The organism is Pantoea sp. X-Soil-YNGN-775 (assembly GCF_059730575.1).
Genome location: NZ_AP035945.1, coordinates 1,785,257 through 1,805,055 on the forward strand (window position 1 = coordinate 1,785,257; position 19,799 = coordinate 1,805,055).

The 19,799-nt window shown below is 54.5% G+C and carries 20 protein-coding genes and 3 tRNA genes; 11 read left to right on the top strand and 12 right to left on the bottom strand.

From position 1 onward, the window contains the following. The first annotated feature begins 203 nt into the window (after positions 1 to 203). From sufA to AC6I8I_RS08400, 7 genes are read left to right on the top strand one after another with little or no spacing between them, the layout of a single operon-like run. Positions 204 to 578, top strand: coding sequence for a Fe-S cluster assembly scaffold SufA (sufA, locus tag AC6I8I_RS08370; protein WP_031375704.1), 375 nt, complete (start codon positions 204 to 206; stop codon positions 576 to 578). A gap of 7 nt (positions 579 to 585) precedes the next feature. After that, positions 586 to 2,079 carry a Fe-S cluster assembly protein SufB gene (sufB, locus tag AC6I8I_RS08375; protein ID WP_312056827.1) on the top strand — a complete coding sequence of 498 codons (1,494 nt, stop codon included), beginning with the start codon at positions 586 to 588 and terminating at the stop codon, positions 2,077 to 2,079. A 42-nt stretch (positions 2,080 to 2,121) separates the two neighbouring features. Further along, on the top strand, positions 2,122 to 2,868 hold the full coding sequence (gene sufC / locus AC6I8I_RS08380) for a Fe-S cluster assembly ATPase SufC (protein ID WP_031375706.1): 747 nt from the start codon (positions 2,122 to 2,124) through the stop codon (positions 2,866 to 2,868). Beyond that, positions 2,843 to 4,123, top strand: coding sequence for a Fe-S cluster assembly protein SufD (gene sufD, locus AC6I8I_RS08385; protein ID WP_497828547.1), 1,281 nt, complete (start codon positions 2,843 to 2,845; stop codon positions 4,121 to 4,123). Before sufC ends, sufD begins: the two co-directional genes overlap by 26 nt. Then, positions 4,123 to 5,346: a cysteine desulfurase SufS gene (gene sufS, locus AC6I8I_RS08390; RefSeq protein ID WP_031375708.1), complete on the top strand. Its 1,224-nt coding sequence runs from the start codon at positions 4,123 to 4,125 to the stop codon at positions 5,344 to 5,346. The genes sufD and sufS overlap by 1 nt, the downstream gene beginning before the upstream one ends. 21 nt (positions 5,347 to 5,367) lie before the next feature. Then, positions 5,368 to 5,784: a cysteine desulfuration protein SufE gene (gene sufE / locus AC6I8I_RS08395; protein WP_031375709.1), complete on the top strand. Its 417-nt coding sequence runs from the start codon at positions 5,368 to 5,370 to the stop codon at positions 5,782 to 5,784. A 56-nt stretch (positions 5,785 to 5,840) separates the two neighbouring features. After that, positions 5,841 to 6,866, top strand: coding sequence for a L,D-transpeptidase family protein (locus tag AC6I8I_RS08400; protein ID WP_497828548.1), 1,026 nt, complete (start codon positions 5,841 to 5,843; stop codon positions 6,864 to 6,866). A 79-nt stretch (positions 6,867 to 6,945) separates the two neighbouring features. Here AC6I8I_RS08400 and AC6I8I_RS08405 read toward each other — a convergent pair whose 3' ends face one another. The 6 genes from AC6I8I_RS08405 to AC6I8I_RS08430 form a co-directional block, all read right to left on the bottom strand. Then, complete coding sequence (locus tag AC6I8I_RS08405; RefSeq protein WP_006118977.1) at positions 6,946 to 7,182, bottom strand: major outer membrane lipoprotein; 237 nt, start codon at positions 7,180 to 7,182, stop codon at positions 6,946 to 6,948. 303 nt (positions 7,183 to 7,485) lie between these two features. Continuing rightward, on the bottom strand, positions 7,486 to 8,898 hold the full coding sequence (pykF, locus tag AC6I8I_RS08410; RefSeq protein WP_031375710.1) for a pyruvate kinase PykF: 1,413 nt from the start codon (positions 8,896 to 8,898) through the stop codon (positions 7,486 to 7,488). Positions 8,899 to 9,242: 344 nt separating this feature from the next. Beyond that, a tRNA-Val gene (locus AC6I8I_RS08415) sits at positions 9,243 to 9,319 on the bottom strand. A gap of 10 nt (positions 9,320 to 9,329) precedes the next feature. Further along, positions 9,330 to 9,406 (bottom strand) — tRNA-Val (locus AC6I8I_RS08420). A gap of 3 nt (positions 9,407 to 9,409) precedes the next feature. After that, a tRNA-Val gene (locus tag AC6I8I_RS08425) sits at positions 9,410 to 9,486 on the bottom strand. Between the two features lie 153 nt (positions 9,487 to 9,639). After that, a complete protein-coding gene (locus AC6I8I_RS08430; RefSeq protein ID WP_312057701.1) occupies positions 9,640 to 11,013 on the bottom strand; it encodes an MATE family efflux transporter in 1,374 nt (457 codons plus the stop codon). Between the two features lie 205 nt (positions 11,014 to 11,218). Between AC6I8I_RS08430 and AC6I8I_RS08435 the strand changes: the two genes are divergently transcribed. Beyond that, positions 11,219 to 11,878: a riboflavin synthase subunit alpha gene (locus AC6I8I_RS08435; protein ID WP_497828549.1), complete on the top strand. Its 660-nt coding sequence runs from the start codon at positions 11,219 to 11,221 to the stop codon at positions 11,876 to 11,878. A 53-nt stretch (positions 11,879 to 11,931) separates the two neighbouring features. Here AC6I8I_RS08435 and cfa read toward each other — a convergent pair whose 3' ends face one another. Both cfa and punC read right to left on the bottom strand, forming a co-directional pair. Then, entirely contained in the window at positions 11,932 to 13,080 is a 1,149-nt protein-coding gene (gene cfa, locus AC6I8I_RS08440) for a cyclopropane fatty acyl phospholipid synthase (protein ID WP_312057608.1), read from the bottom strand. Between the two features lie 312 nt (positions 13,081 to 13,392). Continuing rightward, positions 13,393 to 14,595 (bottom strand): purine nucleoside transporter PunC, encoded by a 1,203-nt coding sequence (punC, locus tag AC6I8I_RS08445; protein ID WP_312057610.1) that lies wholly within the window; start codon positions 14,593 to 14,595, stop codon positions 13,393 to 13,395. Positions 14,596 to 14,701: 106 nt separating this feature from the next. Here punC and punR point away from each other — a divergent pair, with 106 nt between their 5' ends. Next, complete coding sequence (punR, locus tag AC6I8I_RS08450) at positions 14,702 to 15,607, top strand: DNA-binding transcriptional activator PunR (RefSeq protein ID WP_312057612.1); 906 nt, start codon at positions 14,702 to 14,704, stop codon at positions 15,605 to 15,607. On the opposite strand, the gene purR is transcribed toward punR, so the two are convergent. Next, on the bottom strand, positions 15,604 to 16,629 hold the full coding sequence (gene purR / locus AC6I8I_RS08455) for an HTH-type transcriptional repressor PurR (RefSeq protein ID WP_312057614.1): 1,026 nt from the start codon (positions 16,627 to 16,629) through the stop codon (positions 15,604 to 15,606). The two genes, punR and purR, sit on opposite strands and share 4 nt — an antisense overlap. Positions 16,630 to 16,910: 281 nt before the next feature. Here purR and cydH point away from each other — a divergent pair, with 281 nt between their 5' ends. Beyond that, complete coding sequence (cydH, locus tag AC6I8I_RS08460; RefSeq protein ID WP_122983609.1) at positions 16,911 to 17,000, top strand: cytochrome bd-I oxidase subunit CydH; 90 nt, start codon at positions 16,911 to 16,913, stop codon at positions 16,998 to 17,000. A 58-nt stretch (positions 17,001 to 17,058) separates the two neighbouring features. Here the strand turns inward: cydH and AC6I8I_RS08465 are convergent, their stop codons facing one another. Next, positions 17,059 to 17,844 (bottom strand): C40 family peptidase, encoded by a 786-nt coding sequence (locus AC6I8I_RS08465; protein WP_312756767.1) that lies wholly within the window; start codon positions 17,842 to 17,844, stop codon positions 17,059 to 17,061. Positions 17,845 to 18,208: 364 nt separating this feature from the next. Here AC6I8I_RS08465 and AC6I8I_RS08470 point away from each other — a divergent pair, with 364 nt between their 5' ends. Continuing rightward, entirely contained in the window at positions 18,209 to 18,544 is a 336-nt protein-coding gene (locus AC6I8I_RS08470) for a Grx4 family monothiol glutaredoxin (protein WP_176035873.1), read from the top strand. A gap of 45 nt (positions 18,545 to 18,589) precedes the next feature. Here AC6I8I_RS08470 and rnt read toward each other — a convergent pair whose 3' ends face one another. Both rnt and gloA read right to left on the bottom strand, forming a co-directional pair. After that, positions 18,590 to 19,255: a ribonuclease T gene (rnt, locus tag AC6I8I_RS08475; protein WP_031375717.1), complete on the bottom strand. Its 666-nt coding sequence runs from the start codon at positions 19,253 to 19,255 to the stop codon at positions 18,590 to 18,592. 119 nt (positions 19,256 to 19,374) lie between these two features. Beyond that, positions 19,375 to 19,782: a lactoylglutathione lyase gene (gene gloA / locus AC6I8I_RS08480; RefSeq protein WP_031375718.1), complete on the bottom strand. Its 408-nt coding sequence runs from the start codon at positions 19,780 to 19,782 to the stop codon at positions 19,375 to 19,377. Between the last annotated feature and the right edge of the window lie 17 nt (positions 19,783 to 19,799).

Sequence of the window (19,799 nt, forward strand, 5' to 3'; positions counted from 1 at the left end):
AGAGTGGGTTATTAACAGGTTATATCACGACTCTTCACGTGAGCTGTCTCACCGCAAAGTGAGTTGAAGGGTCTATGCTTAATAAATAGCCGAATAAAACAGCACAAGATGATTATCCCTGCAAAACAAGAGGTTGAAGTGATCGGTCAGATCACTACCATAGGGGGATAGCCTGAAAAGGTCCGGACTCAAGAGGTATCAACATGGCATCCGTTAATGCAGACTCTTTCTCACCCGACGATTTCGTCTGGAAAGGGCTGACGCTGACTGAAACCGCAGCGCAACAAATTCTCAATCTGGCTGCTCAGGACCCTGATGTCAAGGGGCTACGGCTAGGCGTAAAACAATCCGGCTGCGCCGGGTTTGGTTATGTCATGGATCTGGTGAAAGAGCCAGTCGATGACGATCTGCAGTTCTCGTTCCATGGCGCAACCCTGTTTGTGCCGCTTCAGGCGATGCCATTTGTGGATGGCACCGAAGTGGATTACGTTCGCGAAGGCCTGAATCAGATTTTTAAATTCAATAACCCTAAAGCTCAGCACGCCTGCGGGTGTGGCGAGAGCTTTGGCGTCGAGTAAGTGAAATATGTCACGACACAGCGAAGCATCTGACGATGTACAAATCTGGGACGGCAAGCTCAACTATAAAGAGGGCTTCTTTACCCAACTGCAGACCGAAGAATTTGCGAACGGCATCAATGAAGATGTGGTGCGCGCGATCTCGGCCAAGCGTAACGAGCCAGAGTGGATGCTGGAGTTTCGTCTTAAAGCTTTCCGTGCCTGGCTTGAAATGGAAGAGCCTCACTGGCTGAAAGCGCACTACGAGAAACTCGATTACCAGGATTACAGCTACTATTCCGCACCGTCATGCGGTAACTGCGATGACAGCTGCGCGTCTGAGCCGGGTGCGACCCAGGCATCAGGCAGCGCGCCGGCCAGCGATTACCTGACGCAGGAAGTGGAAAACGCCTTTAACCAGCTGGGTGTCCCGGTGCGTGAAGGTCGTGAAGTGGCCGTGGACGCTATTTTTGACTCCGTCTCGGTTGCTACCACCTATCGCGGCAAGCTGGCGGAGCAGGGCATTATCTTCTGTTCGTTCGGCGAAGCAATTCAGGAACATCCGGAGCTGGTGAAGCAGTATCTCGGCACGGTCGTCCCGGCCAACGATAACTTCTTTGCCGCGCTGAACTCGGCGGTAGCGTCAGACGGAACCTTTGTCTACATCCCGAAAGGCGTACGTTGCCCGATGGAACTGTCGACCTACTTCCGTATCAACGCAGCCAAAACCGGTCAGTTCGAACGCACCATCCTGATTGCTGATGAAGACAGTTACGTCAGCTACATCGAAGGCTGTTCAGCGCCGGTGCGTGACAGCTATCAGCTGCACGCGGCCGTGGTGGAAGTGATCATCCATAAAAATGCCGAAGTGAAATATTCGACGGTGCAGAACTGGTTCCCGGGCGGTGAAGGCGAGGGCGGTATCCTTAACTTCGTTACCAAGCGTGCGCTGTGTGAAGGTGACCACAGTAAAATGTCCTGGACGCAGTCTGAGACCGGCTCCGCCATTACCTGGAAATACCCGAGCTGCATTCTGCGCGGTGACTACTCGGTCGGCGAATTCTACTCTGTGGCGCTGACCAGCGGCCGCCAGCAGGCGGACACCGGCACCAAGATGATTCACATTGGTAAAAACACCAAATCGACCATCATCTCAAAAGGGATTTCGGCCGGTAAAAGCGAGAACACCTATCGCGGCCTGGTTAAAATCATGCCGACCGCGACCAACGCACGTAACTTTACCCAGTGTGACTCAATGCTGATTGGCCCGGACTGCGGCGCACATACCTTCCCGTATGTTGAAACCCGTAACAACACGGCCCAGCTTGAGCACGAAGCCACCACCTCACGTATCGGCGAAGACCAGATGTTCTACTGTCTGCAACGCGGTATCAGTGAAGAAGATGCCATCTCGATGATCGTGAACGGCTTCTGTAAAGACGTATTTTCGGAGCTGCCGCTGGAGTTTGCCGTGGAAGCCCAAAAATTGTTAGCCATCAGCCTTGAGCACAGTGTGGGCTGATGCCGTCACACGCGTTGCCGGAAGCAATGTGAAGGAATAAGTATGTTAAGCATTAAAGATTTACAGGTAAGTGTTGAAGATAAAGCCATTTTGCGTGGTCTGAACCTCGAAATTAAACCGGGTGAAGTCCATGCCATCATGGGCCCGAACGGCTCAGGTAAAAGTACGCTTTCTGCCACGCTGGCCGGTCGTGAAGACTATGAAGTAACCGGCGGTTCGGTGACCTTCAAAGGTAAAGATCTGCTGGAGCTGGCACCGGAAGAGCGTGCCGGTGAAGGTATCTTTATGGCCTTCCAGTATCCGGTTGAGATCCCAGGCGTGAGCAACCAGTTTTTCCTGCAAACCTCGGTTAACGCGGTGCGCAAATATCGTCAGCAGGAAGAGCTGGACCGCTTCGACTTCCAGGACTTTATTGAAGATAAAATTCACCTGCTGAAGATGCCGGAAGATCTGCTGACCCGTTCAGTCAACGTTGGCTTCTCCGGTGGTGAGAAGAAGCGTAACGACATTCTGCAGATGGCAGCGCTGGAGCCGGAGCTCTGTATCCTCGATGAAACCGATTCCGGACTGGACATCGATGCGCTGAAAATTGTGGCCAATGGCGTCAACAGCCTGCGCGATGAGAAGCGTGCCTTCATCATCGTGACCCACTATCAGCGTATTCTGGATTACATCAAGCCAGACTTCGTACACGTTCTTTATCAGGGCAAAATCGTGAAATCTGGCGACTTCTCGCTGGTGAAACAGCTGGAGGAGCAAGGTTATGGCTGGCTTACCGACGAAGAGTGATTCTGCGCTGCAACAGTGGCATCACCTGTTTGAATCGCGCGGCGACGTGCGTTCGCTGCAGGCTCAGCAGCACTGGCAGCAACTGATGCGGGTTGGCTTGCCTACCCGCAAGCATGAGAACTGGAAATACACCTCGCTGGATACCTTGCTGGCGCAACAGTTTGTGCTGCCGCAGGCACCGCAAACCCTGAGCGCTGAGCAGGTCGATGCGCTGGCGCTGCCACTGGATGCGGTGCGTCTGGTTTACGTTGATGGTCAGTTCCAGCCTGCGCTCAGTTCGCACGACAGCGAGCTGTTTGAGATTCAGCACAGCGTAGCGGCTGAACGTCGCCCCCTGCCGGCGGCCGTTCAGCCGGAAGTCTTCCTGCACCTGACTGAGAGTCTGGCGGAAGAGGTGACCACCCTGCGTCTGGCGCGCGGTAAATCAGCGGCCCGTCCGCTCTATCTGCTGCACATCACCAGCGGCCAGCAGAACGGGATGAACACGGTTCATTATCGTCATCATCTGCAACTGGATGAGAGCGCCGAAGCGGAAGTGATTGAGCACTACGTCTCGCTGGATAGCAGTGCGCATTTCACGGGCGGCCGCTTTACTTTTGCCGTCGGTGACAATGCAAAACTGACCCACACTAAACTGGCGTTTGAAAGCAGCGAGAGTTATCACTTCGCGCACAACGACCTGGTGATCGGCAGCGATGCGCAGGTCAGCAGCACCAGCTTCCTGCTCGGTGCGGGTCTGAGTCGCCACAACACCAGTACCCAGCTGAACGGTGAAAATACCCAGCTGGCGGTGAACAGCCTGGTATTGCCGGTGCGTCAGGAAGTGGCGGATACCCGAACTTACCTTGAGCACAATAAAGGCTACTGCGTCAGCCGCCAGATGCATAAAACCATCGTGCGCGATAAAGGCCGCGCGGTGTTTAACGGTCACATCAAAGTGGCGAAGCATGCGCTGAAAACCGATGGACAGATGACTAACAACAACCTGTTGCTGGGACGTCTGGCCGAAGTGGACACTAAACCGCAGCTGGAAATCTATGCGGATGACGTTAAGTGCAGCCACGGCGCCACCATCGGCCGCATCGATGATGAGCAGATGTTCTATCTGCGCTCGCGCGGTATTGAGCAGGATGCTGCCCAGACCATGATCATTCATGCCTTTGCTGCGGAACTGACCGAAGCGCTGGAGAATGAGGTATTGCGTCAGGCAGTGCTGCAGCGTATCGCTGAGCGCTTTCCTGGAGGCGACTTATGATGAACTTCGATCTCGAACGCATCAGGGAAGATTTTCCGATCCTGAAGCGTGAGGTCAACGGTCATCCGCTGGCCTATCTTGACAGTGCGGCCAGCGCACAACGTCCGCTGTCGGTAATCAACGCCGAAAGCCATTTTTATCAGCACGGCTATGCGGCCGTGCACCGTGGTATCCATACGCTCAGCCAGCAGGCGACCAGCGACATGGAGAACGTGCGCGATCAGGCGGCCCGTTTTCTGAATGCGGCCACCCAGGAAGAGATTGTGTTCGTCAAAGGCACCACTGAAGGCATCAATCTGGTGGCCAACAGCTGGGGCGGCGCAAACCTCCAGCCGGGCGATAACCTGATCATCACTGAGATGGAGCATCACGCTAACATCGTGCCGTGGCAGATGGTGGCGCAGCGTACCGGTGCTGAAATTCGGGTTCTGCCGCTGAACGACAACGGCGAACTGGCACTGGAGCAACTGGCGGGGCTGATCGACAGCCGTACCCGGTTGCTGGCGGTGACGCACGTTTCTAACGTTCTCGGCACGGTCAACCCGGTTAAAGCGATCGTCGCACAGGCGAAAGCCGCGGGTGTGGTGACGCTGATAGACGGCGCGCAGGCGGTGATGCACGACAAAGTGAACGTGCAGGATATCGGCTGCGATTTCTACGTCTTCTCCAGCCACAAGCTGTACGGCCCGAACGGCGTCGGCATTCTCTATGGGCGTAAAGCGCTGCTGGATGAGATGCCGCCGTGGGAAGGGGGCGGATCGATGATCGACCGCGTACTGCTGCCAACCGGCACCACCTGGAACAGCGCACCCTGGCGTTTTGAAGCTGGTACGCCGAACACCGGCGGGATTATCGGCTTTGGAGCCGCGCTGGCCTACGTTGAGGCGCTGGGACTGGATACCATTCATCAGCGCGAAACGGCACTGATGAATTATGCGCTCGATAAGCTGGCCTCGGTACCGGACATCCGGATTTACGGCCCGCAGTCACGCGCCGGGGTGATTGCCTTCAATCTGGGCAAACACCACGCCTTTGACGTTGGCAGCTTCCTCGATCAGTACGGCATTGCGATCCGCACCGGCCACCACTGTGCGATGCCGCTGATGCACCATTACAACGTGCCAGCCATGTGTCGCGCCTCTTTCACCTTCTACAACAGTGAAGAGGAAGTGGATCGTCTGGCGGCCGGACTGACTCGTATTCATCGTCTGCTGGGCGGCTGAACAGTTTTAACGGAGTGACAGATGGCGAACTTGCCAGAAAAAGAGAAACTGGTTCGTAACTTCAACCGTTGCGCCAACTGGGAAGAGAAGTATCTCTACATCATTGAGCTGGGTGCAAAACTTCCGGAATCCTCCGAAAGCTTGCACCAGCCAGAGAATGCCATTTCAGGCTGTCAGAGCCAGGTGTGGATCAGGATGACGCCGCAGGAAGATGGCACCATCGCGTTTGAAGGCGACAGCGATGCCGCCATTGTTAAAGGCTTGATTGCTATCGTGTTTAGCCTTTATCAGAATCTGCCGCCGGCTGAAATTGTGGCGCTGGATGTGCGCCACTGGTTCGGTGAACTGGCGCTGATGCAGCACCTGACGCCGACCCGGTCGCAGGGTCTGGAAGCGATGATTCGGTCTATTCGCCATACCGCTCAGAACCTCAGCTAAGCTACACTCGACAGACGCCATCCGGCGTCTGTTTTTTTATCTGACGAGAATATTGCATGAAACCTGCTTTACGTTTAGCCGGTGCATTGCTGCTGACCTGTTTTGGGCTCTCTGCACCCGCATTTGCCACGGAATACCCGCTGCCACCCCCTGACAGTCGCCTGATTGGCGAAAACGTCCTGACCCAGGTTCCTGACGACAAACGCCCACTGGAAGAGATTGCGGCCCGCTATCAGGTTGGCCTGCTTAGCCTGCTGGAGGCGAATCCCGGCACCGATCCCTGGCTGCCGAAAGCCGGCACGCAACTCACCGTCCCGCTGCAGATGCTGCTGCCTGATACTCCGCGAGAAGGCATTGTGGTGAACCTGGCCGAGCTGCGTCTCTACTACTATCCCAAAGGCGAAGACAAAGTCATTGTCTATCCGATCGGTATTGGTCAGCTCGGGGCGGCAACCCCGGTGATGGTGACCCAAATCAGCCAGAAAATTCCCAACCCAACCTGGACGCCAACTCAGAACATTCGTAAACGCTATGCCAAAGAAGGGGTTACGCTGCCTGCGGTAGTGCCTGCCGGGCCGGATAACCCGATGGGGCTGTTTGCGCTGCGCCTGGCGCGCGGTAGCGGCCAGTATCTGATTCATGGCACCAACGCGAAGTTCGGCATTGGTATGCGCGTCAGCTCCGGCTGTATTCGCCTGCGTTCAGAGGATATCGAAGCGCTGTTTAATTCGGTGCCGAAAGGCACGCGGGTGCAGATCATTAATCAGCCGGTGAAGTATGCGGTAGAACCTGACGGCAAACGCTACGTCGAGGTGCATCAGCCGTTATCGCGTAACGATAAGGACGATCCGCAAACCATGCCGTTAGCGCTGAATGCCGGACTGAAGCAATTTATCAAAAGCGAGAAAAGTGATAGCGCCTTGATTAAAGCCAGCCTGACGCGTCGCTCAGGCATGCCGGTGCTGGTCAGCAGTGGTGAGCCGGTCCAGAGTGAAACAACGCCGCCTGCAGGGCTGGAGACGCCTGCATCGGCCTCTGCTGCGCCGGTTGTTCAGGCGGAAGCTGAAACGGCCACGCCCTAAAGCGGGTCACGCGGGAAACCGCGTAAACGCAAAGCAAAAAAAATGGCGCCTTAAAGGCGCCATTTTTAAACCAGAACTCTTACTTACGGTAAGAGTGAGCCTGGTTGTCCAGACGCTGGTTAGCGCGAGCTGCGTCATCTTTAGCAGCCTGAACGTCTGAACGCACTGCGTTCACGTCGTTGCTCAGTTGGTCAACTTTAGCGTTCAGAGTCTGAACGTCAGAAGACAGCTGGTCGATTTTAGCGTTGCTTGAGCAACCAGCCAGCAGAGTTGAACCCAGGATTACCGCGCCCAGTACCAGTTTAGTACGATTCATTATTTATACCCTCTAGATTGAGTTAATCTCCATGTAGCGTTACAAGTATTACACAAAGCTTTTTAAGTTGAGAATAAATTTTTGATGAGAAGATGCTTAAATTTGATCGTTCGCTCAAAGAAGCAGCGGATCGCAGAAGATGATAAAAAAATTTAGCGAAAACAGAGAGATTTAATCGGATTAACCTTAATATAAAGTGAAATTGAATAGTTATTTTCGATTGGAATTTTCCGACATTTGTATTAAGTACAAATAAAAAAAGCGCCCGTGAAAGGCGCTTCTAAATAAATGGTGGAAATAGTTTTACAGCACGTGTACTGAGGCGGTGTTGGTAGTTCCGCTTGGTACTAATGCACCTGACACCAGCACCACCACGTCACCTTTCTGGCCATAGCCGCTTTCCAGCGCCGCTTCTTTACCCAGACGATAGAAATCATCAGTCGAGGCGATTTCGGTCACCAGACGGGTCTCAATCCCTTTACTCAGGATCAGCTGACGCGCGGTGGTGGCATTGGTAGTCAGCGCCAGGATAGTGGCGTTCGGGAAGTACTTACGTACTGCCTTGGCAGACTTACCGCCTTCAGTGGCGACCACAATCAGTGGCGCTTCCAGCTTCTCAGCAGTTTCAACCGCACCGCGGCAGACCGCTTCGGTAATGCGCAGCTTGCGGGTGTCGTTCTGGCTATCGATGCGGGACTTCATCACGCGATCGGTACGCTCACAGATAGTGGCCATAATGGTCACTGACTCAAGCGGGTATTTCCCTTTGGCGCTTTCGCCTGACAGCATCACCGCATCAGTACCGTCGAGGATGGCGTTTGCCACGTCGCCCGCTTCAGCACGGGTAGGGCGTGGGTTTTTGATCATTGAGTCAAGCATCTGAGTAGCGGTAATCACCACTTTGCGCGCTTTGTTACACTTCTTGATCATCATCTTCTGCGCGAAGATCACTTCTTCAACCGGGATTTCAACGCCCAGGTCGCCACGCGCAACCATGATGCCGTCTGACGCTTCGAGAATTTCGTCGAAGTTATTCAGGCCTTCCTGGTTTTCAATTTTAGAGATGATCTGGATGTGCTCACCGCCGTGCTGTTTCAGGTGCTCACGAATTTCCAGCACGTCTGAACGCTTACGGATGAACGACGCAGCAACGAAATCGACACCTTGCTCACAACCGAAGATCAGGTCGCGCTTATCTTTTTCCGCCAGCGCCGGCAGCTGAATAGAAACGCCTGGCAGGTTAACGCCTTTGTTTTCACCGAGGTCGCCATTATTGAGTACTTTACACACCACGGTGTTTTCGGTGACTTCCGTCACTTCCATGCCGATCAGGCCATCATCGACCAGTACGGTGTTACCGATTTTCAGGTCAGCCGTAAAGCCAGGATAGGTCACCGCAACGCGTTCGCTGTTGCCGATCACGCTCTGGTCGGTGGTGAAGGTAAAGGTCTGACCCGCTTTCAGAGGGGCATCATTTCCGCCTTCCAGTTTCATGGTGCGGATTTCAGGGCCTTTGGTGTCCAGCAGGATAGCCGCCTGACGGCCGGTTTTTTCCATCACGGCACGCATGTTGGTGATGCGCTGGCCGTGCTCGGCGTAGTCGCCGTGGGAGAAGTTAAGACGCATAACATTCATGCCGGCTTCAAGCAGCTGAGTCAGCATCTCTTCTGATTCGGTTTTCGGGCCGATAGTACAAACGATCTTAGTCTTTTTCATGACGGGTTATCTGTAAGTTGTGATGGATGATAAAGGGCGAAATCCGATGGCAATGCATCGAAGTGAGAATTCTGTTTGAAATCGAAACGGGCTATACAGAGTAAGAATAGGTGACGAAGGCCAGGCGTGCAGGGAAGTTGTGCGGTTACGGTTGGTAACCACCTTCTGAGTGTTGCGCAAATTATCTGAGTTATCGCAATAGGCACGTGATCGCTGAAACCTTTCAAGTGGACAACGCGGCACAGTATAGTCGCTAAGTATGCGAAAACCAATTGAAAAGCAGCACAGGAAGAGATGTAGATCAATAAAAGGGGGAGTTGCGCAAGCGGGAGAAATTCTGAAAGTGGTGCGTTCTAATGGACTCGAACCATCGACCCCCACCATGTCAAGGTGGTGCTCTAACCAACTGAGCTAAGAACGCTTACAGGAAATGGTGCGTCCGAGTGGACTCGAACCACCGACCCCCACCATGTCAAGGTGGTGCTCTAACCAACTGAGCTACGGACGCACTTGGTGCGCTCTAATGGACTCGAACCATCGACCCCCACCATGTCAAGGTGGTGCTCTAACCAACTGAGCTAAGAGCGCAACACGCTGTCTGGGCGACAGCGGGGACGAATATTAACGGCAGCCGAAGAGGCTGGCAAGGGGAAAAATGGTTTTTTCACCGTGACTGAACAGCAACTGTGCTATGCGTCGTTTTTTTAGGCATCGCGGGCCTTTTACCGCCCGCTCAACCGGTTAGCGCGCCGCGCGCGTCAGGATCACCTCGGCAGGTGACTGTTGCAAGCGCCTGATCCGCCAAATCATCATTACCGCCGCCGATGTCAGCCCGACAATGAAGCCGCACCAGAAGCCTGCCGGCCCCATTCGCGGCACCAGCCAGTCGGTCAGTGCCAGTAAATAGCCGGCCGGCAGGCCCAGCAGCCAGTAGGCGATAAAGGTGATAAAGAAGATCGAGCGGGTATCTTTATAGCCGCGCAAAATACCGCTGCCAATCACCTGGATCGAGTCAGAAAACTGATAGATGGCCGCCAGCAGCATCAACTGCGCCGCCAGCGTCACCACTTCCGGATTGTCGTTATACAGCAGGGCGATCTGATGCCGGAAGGTCACAGTAAACAGCGCGGTCAGCGCGGCCATGCTGATGCCGACGCCCTGGGCGGTCCAGGCGGCGACTTTGGCCTGCTCGGTTGACCCCTGACCCAGCCGATAGCCAACCCGGATGGTGGTGGCCACGCCCAGTGACAACGGCAGAACGAACATCAGTGAACTGAAGTTGAGCGCGATCTGATGACCGGCGACGTTAACAATACCCAGCGGCGACACCAGCAGTGCGACCACAGCAAACAGCGTGACCTCGAAGAATAGCGCCAGCGCCACCGGTAAGCCCAGCGTCATCAGACGGGTCAGAATCGGACGCGAAGGAGGTGACCAGCTACTGGTCAGATGGATATCGCGCATGGTGCTCATCCGGCGGACCCAGAAGCGCATGCAGATGAACATCACCCAGTAGACCGAGGCCGTTGCCACGCCACAGCCCACGCCGCCCAGCGCCGGCATGCCGAAATGGCCATAAATAAAGATGTAGTTCAGCGGGATATTAACCATCAGACCGAGAAAGCCCAACACCATACCCGGCTTGGTTTTCGACAGGCCTTCGCACTGATTACGCAGTACCTGGAAAAACAGATAGCCCGGTGCGCCAAACAGCAGGGCATGCAGGTAGCCTTCTGCTTTCATCGCCAGCAGCGGATCGATGTCATGCATAGCCCGGATTAAGTAGCCGGCATGCCATAACAGCATCATGATCAACAGCGAAACAAACAGGGCCAGCCAGTAACCCTGGCGGATTTGCTCGGCGATGCGTTCGCGGCGGCCAGAGCCGTTGAGTTGCGCAACCGTGGGCGTCAATGCAAGCAGAAGACCATGACCAAACAGGATGGCCGGAAGCCAGATAGAGGTGCCGACAGCGACGGCGGCCATATCCGTGGCGCTGACGGCGCCGGCCATAATGGTATCCACAAATCCCATTGCGGTTTGAGCCACCTGAGCAAGGATGACCGGAATCGCAAGGGCAAGCAATTGACGCGCTTCTGTTAAATACTTCTGCACGTTAACACCTGAAAAGTTAAATGAAATAATGGCGGGGCAGGGAAGCCCCAGGAATTGCGTCAGCTAGTGTAACTGGCGATAGCGGATTCGCCAATCTTTGTCACTGCATGCGTTTTGCTACGCTGTAAGGCTACGCCGCCGGCTGAAAGCTAACAGCGGACGTGAGCTGTGATAAACTAGCGCAAACTTCGCAGAGGCAAAGACTATGTTTACCGGTATTGTGCAGGGCACCGCAGAAATAGTGTCCATTGAAGAGAAAGAGCTGTTCCGTACTCACACCGTCAGGTTGCCGGAAGAATTATTGCCGGGGCTGGCACTGGGCGCATCGGTGGCACACAACGGCTGCTGCTTAACCGTGACGGCTATTGATGGCGATCGGGTCAGTTTTGATTTAATAAAAGAGACCCTGCGCGTCACCAACCTCGGCGATTTACGTCAGGGAGATGTGGTCAATATTGAACGCGCCGCAAAATTCAGCGATGAAATAGGCGGACACCTGATGTCTGGTCATATTATGACCACCGCTGAAATCTGCAAAATCATCCAGTCGGAACATAACCGCGAAGTCTGGTTTAAGATCCAGGATCCGACCCAGATGAAATATATCCTGCACAAAGGCTTCGTTGGTATCGACGGGATAAGCCTGACGGTCGGGGATGTAACCCGAACCAAATTCTGCGTCTATCTGATCCCGGAAACGCTGGAACGCACTACCTTAGGAACAAAAACCTTTGGCGACCGGGTTAATATCGAGATCGATCCGCATACCCAGGCAATTGTCGACACCGTTGAGCGGGTATTAGCGCAGCGTGATGCGGCGGCGGCGATGAATATGCTGACCGGGCAACCGACGGCAGAAAGCTAAAAAAGAAGGCGCATCAGCGCCTTTTTTATCGTTTATCCGCTCCCGCAGAGGTTTCAACGCGCCACGCGTAACCCGCCTTCCACGCCCCGACTGAACACCACCTGCCATAACTGAATGTCGCGAGCGCGAAACGCGCCGGCACAGGCGTTAAGGTAATAAGAGAACATGCGCTTAAAGCGTTCACCGTAGCTATCTGCTAATTGCGGCCAGGCCTGGATAAAGCGTTCATACCACGCCATCAGAGTGGTGTCGTAATCTGCGCCAAAGTTATGCCAGTCTTCCAGAATAAAATGCGGTTCGCTGGCGTCGGCAATATGGCGTACCGAAGGCAGACAGCCATTCGGGAAAATATATTTATCGATCCACGGATCCACATTCATATCGGTTTTAATCGCACCGATGGTGTGCAGCAGGAAAATACCGTCTGGCTTTAAATTACGATCGACGACATCAAAATAGGTGGCGTAATTTTTAGGACCGACATGCTCAAACATTCCGACCGACACAATGCGGTCAAACTGTTCATTCAGATCGCGATAGTCCTGTAATAGAATGGTGACGTCTAATCCTTCACAGCGCTGCTGCGCCAGTTTCTGCTGTTCAGCCGAAATGGTAACACCATGCACTTTAACGCCATAATGACGTGCGGCAAATTCTGCCAGTCCGCCCCAGCCGCAGCCAATATCCAGCAGCGACATGCCCGGCTCCAGCGCTAATTTGCGGCAAATCATATCCAGCTTCGCTTCCTGCGCGGCGGCGAGCGTGGTGGCTTCCTTCCAGTAGCCACAGGAGTACTGCATATAAGGATCAAGCATCAGAGAAAACAAATCGTTTCCTAAATCATAATGCTCTTTACCGACAATCCAGGCGCGTTTTTTCGACTGGAGGTTGGTTAAGCGCGCCGCGGCAATACGCAGCGTATCTTTAAAATGATGAGGAAGTTGCTGGTCCAGTTTATGTTTGAGTACGTGGTGGAAAAATATATCCAGCCGATCGCATTCCCACCAGCCGTCCATATAACTTTCGCCCAGACCCAGCGATCCCTCCTGCAGAACACGTTTAAAGAAGTCAGGATTTTTAACCTGAATATCCCAGCTTCGTGAACCATTAATTTCGATATCTGCTTTTTCCAGCAGTTCGTGAACGATGCGATACCAATGGTTTTCTTCGAGGCTCACTTCTTCTACATACGATGAACTCATAGCTTCTCCACCACCTGTCCAATCTTAACCTGAAAAAGAATAGTCAATTTCTTCAGGAATTGAGAAAAGTCACGGATGACTCTGTAAACCAGATATCTGGCGTGATACAGAGGATTGAAATGGTGCAAAAGGATCCGACGCATAAATCCTGACGTGCGCGCAGACATCCTCCCGGCGAGCCGGTTGCCAATCATTGTGTAATGTTATTATGTTGTTGATTTGATGCGGATTTATTGACCCGAATGAGTATATTCCCACGCGGGTCAATATTCAATGACTTATTGTTAGTGAGCTAACTAAAAAATCATTGCTTCAGTGATTATCCTGGCAGGCGGTAGAGGGGGTGGCAACATCAGATTGTGCGTTTGCAACACGCTGCATCACGAAGCCGAGCAGGGCAAGCAGGATAGTCAGCGCCATCATCAGGGTCGTGGTCAGCAACGGCTGGGTCAGTCCGGCCGAGACGGCCAGGCTGGCGGCGAAGCATAATCCCAGTTGCAGGGTGTTCTGCAACGCCGCCGCTTTACCGGTGGCGTCAGGGAAAGGCATCAGCGCAGCGGAAACTACGATCGGATAGATAGCACCATTGGCCAGCGCCATGCCGCAGAACGGCAGCAGCAGACTGACCAGCGTACTGTGGCCGGAAAGCGCAACCGCAAACAGCGCCAGAATGCTCAGGCTGTAGATCGCCAGCAGCCACGGCAGCAACTGTGCGCCAGTAAAACGGTTGAGCAGGGCGCGGCAGCCGAAACCGCCAATCAGGAATGCAACCGTCTGTGGCAGATAGCTCAGACCGATGTCGGCGGGCGTCAGGCCCAGATCGGCCAGAATAAACGGCGAGCCGGTCAGCCAGGCAAAAAAGCTGGCGGAACAGGCGGAGTAGATCAGCACGTTGCCGCTGTAGACCCGCGACTTCAGCAGGGTGAAAAAACCAGGCTGTGCGCCTTGTTCACCTTTGGCTTTACGGCTGGCCGGCAGGCGCAGGGTGGTAAGGATCAGCGCCACGGCAATCAGCGTCAGCACCAGGAAAATAGAACGCCAGTGAAAATGGCCGATCAGCCAGGCACCCAGCAACGGTGCCAGCGCCGGTGAGAGCGCCACCAGCGGCATAATGGTGGCGAACACTTTGTTGGCCCGCGCCGCCGGATAGCGATCGACTACCAGCGCCTGCCAGCTAACGGCTGCGGCACAGACGCCGATCGCCTGAACAAAGCGCAGCGCCAGCATCAGATAAGTATCATTGACCCACAGCATACCGGCGCAGCCGACGGCAAACAGCGCCAGACCGGCCAGCAATACCGGCTTGCGGCCGATGCGGTCTGACAGTGGTCCCCAGAACAGCTGACCGCAGGCAAATCCCGCCAGGAACAGGCTCATACTGGCGCTGATCAGGCCGGGTGAGGTGTTAAAGGTTTGCTGCATCGCGCCAAAGGCGGGCAGGTACATATCGGTGGCTAAAAAGCCCAGCATGCTCAGCAGAGCGAGATAAGGCATAAATCCTTTTGACGGTGACATCTGATTCTCATTTTGCAGGTTGAACGCGGCAGAGTGTAAAAGGTGCGTTTGCCGCTGTGAAACGCTAATATTTGCCGGTTGCTGTTAAAAAATTTGAAGGCAGATTATGTGGTCAGAATATGCTTTAGAGGTGGTGGATGCGGTGGCGCGCGGTGGCAGCTTCAGCGCCGCGGCGCAGGAGCTGCATCGGGTGCCGTCAGCTATCAGCTACACCGTGCGTCAGCTGGAAACGTGGCTGGCGGTACCGCTGTTTGAGCGCCAGCATCGCGAGGTGGTATTAACCCCCGCCGGCGAGCATTTTGTCCGGGAAGGGCGCAGCGTTATCAAAAAAATGCTCGCCACCCGCCGCCAGTGTCAGCAGCTGGCTAACGGCTGGCGTGGACAGCTGAGTATTGCGGTCGACTGCATCGTCAAGCCGCAGCGCACCCGGCAGTTAGTCAAGGATTTTTACCGCCATTTCCCCGACATGGAGTTGCACATCAGTTATGAAGTGTTTAACGGCGTCTGGGATGCGCTGGCCGATGATCGGGTTGAAGTGGCCATCGGTGCCACTCAGGCGATACCGGTCGGCGGACGCTTTGCCTTTCGCGACATGGGGACGCTCAACTGGCGTTGTGTGGTGGCGCACCACCATCCGCTGACCGGGGTGAGCCAGATTGACGACGACACCCTGCGCAGCTGGCCGTCGCTGGTGCTGGAAGATACCTCGCGCGCGCTGCCGCGCCGGATGACGTGGACGCTCGACAATCAGCGTCGGCTGGTGGTGCCGGAATGGCAGACCGGACTGGATTGCGTGCTGGCGGGATTGTGCGTGGCGATGGTGCCTGGGCATCTGGCGCGGCCATTACTGGACAGCGGAGCGCTGGTAGAATTAACGTTGCCGGTCGCGTTTCCGGACAGTCCCTGTTGCGTAAGCTGGGCGGAAGATCGCGCATCACCGGCAACGGGCTGGTTACTCAGCTATCTGGGTGATGCGCAAACGCTTAATCAGGAGTGGTTAAGCGAAGATTAACGGCGGTAGTCGCGGAACGGACCGTCAGCCACCGAACGGCGTTCAATCAGCGTTGGGTGTACTTCGATGGTCTGAGAAATCTCACGTTTACTGGTGATGCGATCCAGCAACATCTCCAGCGCTTTCTCACCCAGTTGCGCTTTTGGCTGATGCACCGTGGTCAGCGCAGGCGCAAAGTAGCGCGCGTTGCGCACATTGTCATAACCGATCACCGAAATGTCCTGCGGCACCCGCAATCCCATCTCATCGGCGGCGCAAATCGCGCCCATCGCCATGATATCGCCCCCGCAGAACACCGCAGTCGGACGCTGTTTCTGCGACAGGATCTGCTGCATCGCCTGATAGCCCGACTCCGGCTCGAAGTCGCCCTGCACGATCCATTCGGCACGCGGCTGAATGCCTGCTTCTTCCAGCGCCTTGAGGAAACCCGCGTGACGTCCGCCGCCGGTGTTGCGTTCCATCTGGCCGGGAATCGCGCCAATATCACGGTGACCGCGCTCAATCAGATAACGTCCGGCCAGGTAGCCGCCCTGAAAGGCATTATCCAGCACCGTGTCGGTGAAGTCAGCGCGTGATTCACCCCAGTCCATCACCACCATCGGGATATTGCGATTCTCTTCCAGCATCTTTAACAGATCGTCCGGATACTCAGAGCACATCACCAGCAGTCCATCGACGCGCTTCTGCGCCATCATGCTGAGATAGGCACGCTGCTTTTGCAGGTCGTTGTGCGCATTGCCCAGAATCAGGGTGTAGCCTTTATCAAAGCAGTGATTCTCCACCGCTTCAATAATTTCAGCAAAGTAGGGCGCTTCGCTGGAGGTTGCCAGCAGGCCCAGCGTTTTGGTGTGATTCACCTTCAGGCTGCGCGCCACCGCGCTCGGCGAATAGTGCAGTTCCTGAATCGCCTGCCAGACCGCGTTGCGCGTCTCTTCAGCGACAAAACGCGTTTTGTTGATGACGTGCGAAACGGTGGTCGTTGAGACGCCGGCGCGTTTTGCCACATCTTTAATTGTTGCCATTAAAATCGGACTCCAGGGCTTATCTAACGCAATGATAAGCATAATGTTAAACGTTTGCGTCTGCTCAGGGTTCTCCCCGCAATTATGCAGCTTTTCTGACCGGTAAACAGGCGTCTGGCGGGTAATGAGCGCCTGAAAAGGAGAGCAAACGGAACCGGGATTGCGCGCGTTGCGCAACAAAGGCAGGATTCTAACAAGGCTGAACGGATAAAACGAGATTTTTACCAGCCCCTATGGGAAAATGGCTTATCCCTACAAAATGTGTGACTAAGGAGCGCTAAATGAGTACAGATTTGAAACTGGCCCTGATGACTACCGTCGGCTGTCTGCTGATGATCGTCGCCTTTAGCTTTACAGCGGTGCTGCACTAATGAAAAAGCCGGGCATCGCCCGGCTTTTCTCTGTTTGATTTTCGCGTAGCGAAGCCGCTTAACGAATGGTTTTCGGGGTCATTACCCGCCGCGCGCCGATGTAGTGGCGCTGCCAGTAATCTTCACCCAGCGCACTGATCTGAATATCTTTGCCGGTGCGAGGTGACTGAATAAATTTGCCGTTGCCGAGATAAACCCCAACGTGATCGGCGGTGCCGCGACCATTAATCCGGAAGAAGACTAAATCGCCTTTCTCCAGCGACTCGCGTTTTACCGGCGCGGCGTCGCGCAGGTGGTACATCTCATTGGCGGTACGCGGGATCTTAAACTTGACCAGATCTTTATAGGCGTACCAGACCAGGCCGCTGCAGTCGAAACCGGTGTGCGGTGAGGTGCCGCCCCACTGATAGGGTTTGCCCAGCTGGCCCATCAGCTTGGTCATCGCCGTCTCACGCGCTTTCTGGTAGCGCTGACGATGTGACTTGCTCATTTTAATGGTGCCGATGTCACTGCTGCTGGCGTCTGCGGTTTTGAGCGCACGCTGATGGCCGTAACGTTTTTTACTGGCGGTTTTGAGCGGAGTTTTGCTTTTCTTTGCGGAAAGATGGCTGGCGCTGAGTTCGCTTTTTTTCTGTTTTTTGAGTTTGAGCTTCTGGACCGGGCTGACGCGTGTTTTCTTCGCCGACGTTTTCAACGGGCGACGCTTGCGGCGCTCATCTTCGCGCGCACTCTTTTTCTCTGCTTTATGCGAACTGACATTCACCGGCGCCTGCGGGGAAGCAGAAGCGATGTTGAAGAACAGTTGCGCAAAGGCAAGGATGAAAAGCGTAATGATTAAACGCATAGTCCGGTTTTAGTTAAGTTGTCAGGGCCACTACGCACCACGACAAAGTTGGGAATAATCTGATCCAGGATCAGTGCCGAAGCCATTCTAGTCCAGTTCGCCTGAAAACCGTAACGCCTTTTTTTATTAATCTTTCGGACACGCACAGTTGTGTCGAAAATGAGCATTTTCAGCATCTTATATCTACAAAACTATTGCAAATTATTAATATGTTACCTGCGGTTAATAATCATGGGTTAACAGGGCCGAAAACAGGAGTTAACAAACATGGCGATTTAATCGGGCAACGGCCAAAATCTCGTTTTCAGTCCTGGGGCGAAGTCGCTACAATAAACAAACACGAAGTAATGAATTAAGGAAGGCAATTATGAGTACTGTAGAAAAAATTCAGCGCCAGATCGCAGAAAACCCGATCCTGCTGTACATGAAAGGTTCCCCGAAACTGCCAAGCTGCGGTTTCTCTGCGCAGGCGGTTCAGGCGCTGTCAGCCTGCGGTGAGCGTTTTGCTTACGTGGATATTCTGCAGAACCCAGACATTCGTGCAGAGCTGCCGAAATATGCCAACTGGCCAACCTTCCCGCAGCTGTGGATTGATGGCGAACTGGTCGGCGGATGTGACATCATCGTTGAGATGTTCCAGCGCGGTGAACTGCAGTCGCTGATTAAAGAGACCGCAGAGAAGTTTAAAGAAGCGGAATAAAACAAAAAGGCCGACATCGCGTCGGCCTTTTTCATTGCAGATCCCTCAGTCAGCGCTCGCGGCTGCTTCGCCTTCGGCGAAGGGCAGGGGCCAGCCACCCAGCCGTTTCCAGCGATTCACCAGTTCACAGAACAAAATAGCGGTCTGCTGGGTATCATACAGCGCCGAGTGAGCCTGGGTGCTGTCAAACGCCATGCCCGCGGCTTTACATGCCTTCGCCAGCACGGTCTGCCCCAGCACCAGTCCGCTCAGCGCCGCGGTATCAAAGGTGGCAAACGGGTGGAAAGGGTTGCGCTTCAGGCTGGCACGCTCGGCCGCCGCGTTCATGAAGTTCAGATCAAAGGTCGCATTATGCGCCACCATAATGGCGCGATTGCAGCCGGTATCCTTAATGCCTTTACGCACCATCTTGAAGATGGCGTGCAGCGCCTCATATTCACTCACTGCGCCGCGCAGCGGATTGCTGGGGTCGATACCGGTGAACGCCAGCGCTTCAGGATGCAGTAGCGACCCGACAAACGGTTCAACGTGAAAATGCAGCGTCTGGTCGAGATGGATCCAGCCCTCGTCATCCATTTTCAGCGTGGTAGCGGCGATCTCCAGCAGCGCGTCGGTCTGCGCGTTGAAGCCGGCGGTTTCGACGTCGATGACCACCGGATAGAAGCCACGGAAACGTTGATTGAGTGCATTGGGGGAATTCGATTCAGACATCAGGATCTCATTGCAGAAAAAGGGCAGCGCGCATTATGGCAAAAATCTGGCCCGGGTGCAGCAGATGAAGAGGAGCAGAAGAGGTCAGCCCACCCGACAGGGCAGGCTGAAGAGCAGGTTTAGTTGCCCAGGCCGTGACCGGCGTGTTTGTTCTCGATCAGTTCGATTTTGTAACCATCAGGATCTTCAACAAAGGCGATGATGGTTGAGCCACCTTTCACCGGACCCGCTTCACGGGTGACGTTGCCGCCATCGTTACGGATACGTTCGCAGGCGGCAGCAACGTCGTCGACGCCCAGCGCGATGTGACCGTAAGCGTTACCGAGGTCATATTTATCAACGCCCCAGTTGTAGGTCAGTTCGATCACTGCGCCTTCGCTCTCTTCGGTATAACCAACAAACGCCAGCGTATATTTATATTCGGTATTTTCACTCTGACGCAGCACGCGCATGCCCAGCACGCGGGTATAGAAGTCGATTGAGCGTTGCAGATCGCCAACGCGCAGCATGGTATGAAGTAAACGCATAAACATCCTCTTTGATA

What these genes read in the sequence shown, in the direction of transcription:
- AC6I8I_RS08405 (WP_006118977.1), bottom strand. Translation starts at nt 7,182, where the DNA reads ATGAATCGTACTAAACTGGTACTGGGCGCGGTAATCCTGGGTTCAACT.
- gloA (WP_031375718.1), bottom strand. Translation starts at nt 19,782, where the DNA reads ATGCGTTTACTTCATACCATGCTGCGCGTTGGCGATCTGCAACGCTCA.
- rnt (WP_031375717.1), bottom strand. Translation starts at nt 19,255, where the DNA reads ATGTCTGAATCGAATTCCCCCAATGCACTCAATCAACGTTTCCGTGGC.
- sufS (WP_031375708.1), top strand. Translation starts at nt 4,123, where the DNA reads ATGAACTTCGATCTCGAACGCATCAGGGAAGATTTTCCGATCCTGAAG.
- sufD (WP_497828547.1), top strand. Translation starts at nt 2,843, where the DNA reads ATGGCTGGCTTACCGACGAAGAGTGATTCTGCGCTGCAACAGTGGCAT.
- cfa (WP_312057608.1), bottom strand. Translation starts at nt 13,080, where the DNA reads ATGAGTTCATCGTATGTAGAAGAAGTGAGCCTCGAAGAAAACCATTGG.
- sufB (WP_312056827.1), top strand. Translation starts at nt 586, where the DNA reads ATGTCACGACACAGCGAAGCATCTGACGATGTACAAATCTGGGACGGC.
- sufE (WP_031375709.1), top strand. Translation starts at nt 5,368, where the DNA reads ATGGCGAACTTGCCAGAAAAAGAGAAACTGGTTCGTAACTTCAACCGT.
- AC6I8I_RS08435 (WP_497828549.1), top strand. Translation starts at nt 11,219, where the DNA reads ATGTTTACCGGTATTGTGCAGGGCACCGCAGAAATAGTGTCCATTGAA.
- punR (WP_312057612.1), top strand. Translation starts at nt 14,702, where the DNA reads ATGTGGTCAGAATATGCTTTAGAGGTGGTGGATGCGGTGGCGCGCGGT.
- cydH (WP_122983609.1), top strand. Translation starts at nt 16,911, where the DNA reads ATGAGTACAGATTTGAAACTGGCCCTGATGACTACCGTCGGCTGTCTG.
- punC (WP_312057610.1), bottom strand. Translation starts at nt 14,595, where the DNA reads ATGTCACCGTCAAAAGGATTTATGCCTTATCTCGCTCTGCTGAGCATG.
- purR (WP_312057614.1), bottom strand. Translation starts at nt 16,629, where the DNA reads ATGGCAACAATTAAAGATGTGGCAAAACGCGCCGGCGTCTCAACGACC.
- AC6I8I_RS08400 (WP_497828548.1), top strand. Translation starts at nt 5,841, where the DNA reads ATGAAACCTGCTTTACGTTTAGCCGGTGCATTGCTGCTGACCTGTTTT.
- sufC (WP_031375706.1), top strand. Translation starts at nt 2,122, where the DNA reads ATGTTAAGCATTAAAGATTTACAGGTAAGTGTTGAAGATAAAGCCATT.
- sufA (WP_031375704.1), top strand. Translation starts at nt 204, where the DNA reads ATGGCATCCGTTAATGCAGACTCTTTCTCACCCGACGATTTCGTCTGG.
- AC6I8I_RS08465 (WP_312756767.1), bottom strand. Translation starts at nt 17,844, where the DNA reads ATGCGTTTAATCATTACGCTTTTCATCCTTGCCTTTGCGCAACTGTTC.
- pykF (WP_031375710.1), bottom strand. Translation starts at nt 8,898, where the DNA reads ATGAAAAAGACTAAGATCGTTTGTACTATCGGCCCGAAAACCGAATCA.